This is a genomic window from bacterium (assembly GCA_024224155.1).
Lineage (GTDB): Bacteria > Acidobacteriota > Thermoanaerobaculia > Multivoradales > JAHEKO01 > CALZIK01.
In genome coordinates this window covers 1-2660 of record JAAENP010000296.1, presented here as the reverse complement: position 1 = coordinate 2660, position 2660 = coordinate 1, and the positions used below count along the sequence as shown (strand labels likewise).

5 protein-coding genes and 2 pseudogenes are annotated in these 2660 nt (G+C 63.0%); 4 read left to right on the top strand and 3 right to left on the bottom strand.

What is annotated here, in order from left to right:
- A partial coding sequence (locus GY769_15640; protein MCP4203352.1) for a fatty-acid synthase occupies nucleotides 1-268 on the top strand: 268 nt, incomplete at its 5' end.
- A gap of 58 nt (nucleotides 269-326) precedes the next feature.
- On the top strand, nucleotides 327-662 hold the full coding sequence (locus GY769_15635) for a XisI protein (protein MCP4203351.1): 336 nt from the start codon (nucleotides 327-329) through the stop codon (nucleotides 660-662).
- A 40-nt stretch (nucleotides 663-702) separates the two neighbouring features.
- Here GY769_15635 and GY769_15630 read toward each other — a convergent pair whose 3' ends face one another.
- Nucleotides 703-1026, bottom strand: coding sequence for a hypothetical protein (locus GY769_15630; GenBank protein MCP4203350.1), 324 nt, complete (start codon nucleotides 1024-1026; stop codon nucleotides 703-705).
- Nucleotides 1027-1087: 61 nt separating this feature from the next.
- On the opposite strand from GY769_15630, the pseudogene GY769_15625 reads away from it, so the two are divergent.
- Nucleotides 1088-1318 (top strand): annotated as a pseudogene (locus GY769_15625) (ribonucleotide-diphosphate reductase subunit beta).
- 175 nt (nucleotides 1319-1493) lie between these two features.
- Here GY769_15625 and GY769_15620 read toward each other — a convergent pair.
- Both GY769_15620 and GY769_15615 read right to left on the bottom strand, forming a co-directional pair.
- Entirely contained in the window at nucleotides 1494-1727 is a 234-nt protein-coding gene (locus GY769_15620; GenBank protein ID MCP4203349.1) for a DUF4926 domain-containing protein, read from the bottom strand.
- A gap of 16 nt (nucleotides 1728-1743) precedes the next feature.
- Nucleotides 1744-2076 carry a hypothetical protein gene (locus GY769_15615; GenBank protein ID MCP4203348.1) on the bottom strand — a complete coding sequence of 111 codons (333 nt, stop codon included), beginning with the start codon at nucleotides 2074-2076 and terminating at the stop codon, nucleotides 1744-1746.
- A gap of 208 nt (nucleotides 2077-2284) precedes the next feature.
- Here GY769_15615 and GY769_15610 point away from each other — a divergent pair.
- Nucleotides 2285-2598, top strand: a pseudogene (locus GY769_15610) (hypothetical protein).
- Nucleotides 2599-2660 lie beyond the last annotated feature (62 nt).

The following is a 2660-nucleotide window of genomic DNA, read 5'->3' as shown; positions in this document are numbered from 1 at the left end:
GCTCCGGCTAAACTACGGCACCCGGAACCTCTACGTCGACTTGGGCGCCGAGAACCTGCTCGCCGCCGAGAAAGAGCATCGCCTCATCGCCGTCGGGGTCAAGAGCTTCGCCGGAGAGTCCGACATGCACGACCTCGAGATGGCGCTGGGCCAGTTCGTGCTCTACCGGGGCGTTCTCGCCCAGGTCGATCCCGAAAGGACCCTCTATCTGGCGATTCCGAGTTTCGCCTTCGACGACGTCTTCGCCGATCAGTTCGGCAACTGGTGATCGAGCAGCACGAGCTCCGCTTGGTCGTCTTCGAAGAAGACAAACAGGAGATCCTGAGATGGCTTCGGTGAACGAGTACGCAAGAATCGTCAATGATCTGGTCCGCGAATACGCCAGCTACAAGCCCAAGTACGGTGACATCGACGTCGAGACTTTCATCGACCCTGAGAAAGGCCACTACCAGATCCTGCACGTCGGCTGGCAGGGCAAGCGCCGGGTCCACGGGACCACGCTCCACATCGACGTCATCGGCGAAAAGGTCTGGATCCAGTACGATGGCACAGACCCCGGAGTCGCCCGCGATCTGGTCGAAGCCGGCATTCCCCGGGAAGCTATCGTCCTGGGCTTCCGTCCGCCTCACGTCCGGCCGCATACCGGCTTTGCCGTCAACTGAGCCGAAGTCACAAGACCGTGGAGCAGCTCCGGAGGTTCGGCTATCCGGACGTCGCGCCGTGCCGCGATTTCTCCTCCGCCAGCGTCTCGCTCAGCACTTCGCGGTCGAGCAGACCCTGACGCTCGAGGTCGTCCAACAGCGCCCGGACAAGGATGCCGTGGGCTCGCGGCGAATAGTGGCCGAAGGCGACCGTCAGCTCTTCGAGAAAGAATCGCGCCGCGCGTTCCTCGAAGACACGCAACACCTCGAAATAGCGCAGACCCCGCCGCTCGAGATTCTCGACCAGCGGCCGGTAGCGCGATATCTTCCTTTGGCGGGAGCGCCGGTGATCGTCGGGCTGAGGGTGCAGCACGACGATCGGCAACGCGCCGCGCTCGGGGGCCTCGGCATAGAAACGCTCGATCAGCCGGATGGTGACGCGATAAGCCTACGACGCCTGCCCCGAAGGCCTGCTCGGCATCAACGCCGACCAGTTCGCCGAGTACGTCGAGCACGTCGCCGACCGCCGCCTCGCCCGCCTCGGCCTGCCCAAGCGCTACCACCGGGAGAACCCCTTCCCGTGGATGTCGCAGTCGACCGATCTGTCGAAGGAGAAGAACTTCTTCGAGACCCGGGTCACCGAGTACCAGATGGGGTCGTCGCTGGAGTGGGACTGACGGCTCGACACCCGGCCTGATCGACAAGGCCATGTAGGGGCGGCCCAACGTGGCCGCCCATGCAGGGGCGGCCACGTTGGCGACCCTCCGGACGCCGCTGCCGGCCAGGGCAGGCCCACAGCGAACGGTAGACCTGGCCCGTGCCAGGGGGACGCATGCCTACCTATCGGTCCACTCAAGCCGATCTTGCGAGCTCCCGCGCATGCAGGATCTCGGTCGATGCCATCGGCCGAACGTCTCCAGGCTGCAGAGTGATCACCGCGACCGTCTGACCTGCTGCCGTGACAAACTCGACTTCAAACGCCTTACCGTCGCCATAGACATGCACCACGGCGCCGACGTCTCCCTGCTTCAGTTCGTGCTCGGGAATACTGTGGGTGAGGACGACCGTGTCCAGATCCTGAATCATCCTTTGATCTCCATCTTCATGCGGGAAACGCCGTGACGAATCTCGGGTTTTGCTCGCCAGTTTCGATGATCCATACCGTTCGAACAGTCACCGTACGACCGGAAGGTGTCCCAAGATCTCCATCAACCTCGTACTTCTTGCCGTACGGCGAGTCAGTCGTAGCAGAGACGTCGCTGGTGCCTGCCAAGAGAAGCAGCGCTGCCTCGAGAAGCTCCACGTTCTGCTCGTCGAAGCCGAAACTGAGAAAGAAACTGGCTTTTGCGCTGCCTACGGGATGCGTCGTCGAAAGCAGATAGCCGGCTAGCTTTTCTCGGGGAATCCAGGCTTGATGCGAATTGGGGAGTCTCATGAAGAAGCCCCAGGCCCTGGTGGCGGTCTCTGCGCACTTGCCGAAGGATCTCCGCTTCCAACACTGTCTGCCCGACGTGGGTCAGATTCGGCCATCGTGACCCGGTTGTCGAGGCTCCGCGCCACAGCACGGTTCTCGTGCCCTCGGCGCAGAGCGCGCATACCGCGCGGAGCCAGTATACCGCAGGCTGCTCAAGCGCCAGAACAAGATGGTCGGCATCGGCGAGCAGTTCGAGTACATCATGCGCGACGAGTCCATCCACCTGGCCTTCGGCTGCGACCTGATCAACACCATCAAGGTCGAGTTTCCCGAGGCCTGCTCGGCATCAACGCCGACCAGTTCGCCCAATATGTCGAGTACATCGCCGACCGCCGTCTCGCCCGCTTGGGGCTCCCGAAGCGCTACCACCGGGAGAACCCCTTCCCGTGGATGTCGCAGTCCACCGACCTGGCGAAGGAGAAGAACTTCTTCGAGACCCGGGCGACCGAGTACCAGATCGGCGCGTCGCTGGACTGGGATTGACGGCTCGACACCCGGCCTGATCGACAAGGCCATGTAGGGGCGGCCCAACGTGGCCGCCCATG

Coding starts and splice junctions, on each gene's coding strand:
- GY769_15635 (MCP4203351.1), top strand. CDS start 327: ATGGCTTCGGTGAACGAGTACGCAAGAATCGTCAATGATCTGGTCCGC.
- GY769_15620 (MCP4203349.1), bottom strand. CDS start 1,727: ATGATTCAGGATCTGGACACGGTCGTCCTCACCCACAGTATTCCCGAG.
- GY769_15615 (MCP4203348.1), bottom strand. CDS start 2,076: ATGAGACTCCCCAATTCGCATCAAGCCTGGATTCCCCGAGAAAAGCTA.